The sequence below is a fragment of the Mycobacterium sp. 852002-51163_SCH5372311 genome (assembly GCF_001667115.1).
Lineage (GTDB): Bacteria > Actinomycetota > Actinomycetes > Mycobacteriales > Mycobacteriaceae > Mycobacterium.
This window is the reverse complement of the sequence record NZ_LZIJ01000175.1, coordinates 1-509: the sequence shown is the minus strand read 5'-3', so window position 1 is coordinate 509 and position 509 is coordinate 1. Positions and strand designations below refer to the sequence as shown.

The following is a 509-nucleotide window of genomic DNA, read 5'->3' as shown; positions in this document are numbered from 1 at the left end:
GCCGCCCTAGTCACATCCGTCACATCCGTCCCCGGAAGTGGGACACACAGCTTTTTGTCCACCTCAGCGCGACAACTCGGCGGACGGTCTTCGGCATTCGGTTGTGAATCTACGGCTTTCGGTGTGACGTGAGGGCGGGGTTTTCGCCGTATGAGCGCCCAGGTTTCACACTGGACGCCATAGTTTCACACTGAACGCGATACGCCATACGCTCAGCCAGCCAATGTCGTACCGGCGTGCAACGATTCGCGCATGCAACTTCAAGGAATCGAGCTGCGCTACGTGCTGACGATGTATCTGTCGCAGAATGGGCCTGCGACCATCGTCGAACTAATCGATGCGCTTGACCGGTACGGCTTTTGCGTCCGCGGCAGGCCTTCGAAGGCGGTGTCAGACGCGTTGCGTTGGGAAATCGGCAGGCATCGGGTACGACGGCTGGGCCGTGGGATGTACGCACCGGCGTACATTCCACACGCAACTGAATACCGGATCATCAACCGGGTGCGGAC

1 protein-coding gene is annotated in these 509 nt (G+C 59.5%); it reads left to right on the top strand.

The genetic code is table 11. The features are described 5' to 3' along the window. Positions 1–252: 252 nt before the first annotated feature. The coding region (locus A5791_RS20370; RefSeq protein ID WP_067231809.1) for a hypothetical protein at positions 253–509 on the top strand (257 nt) is incomplete at its 3' end.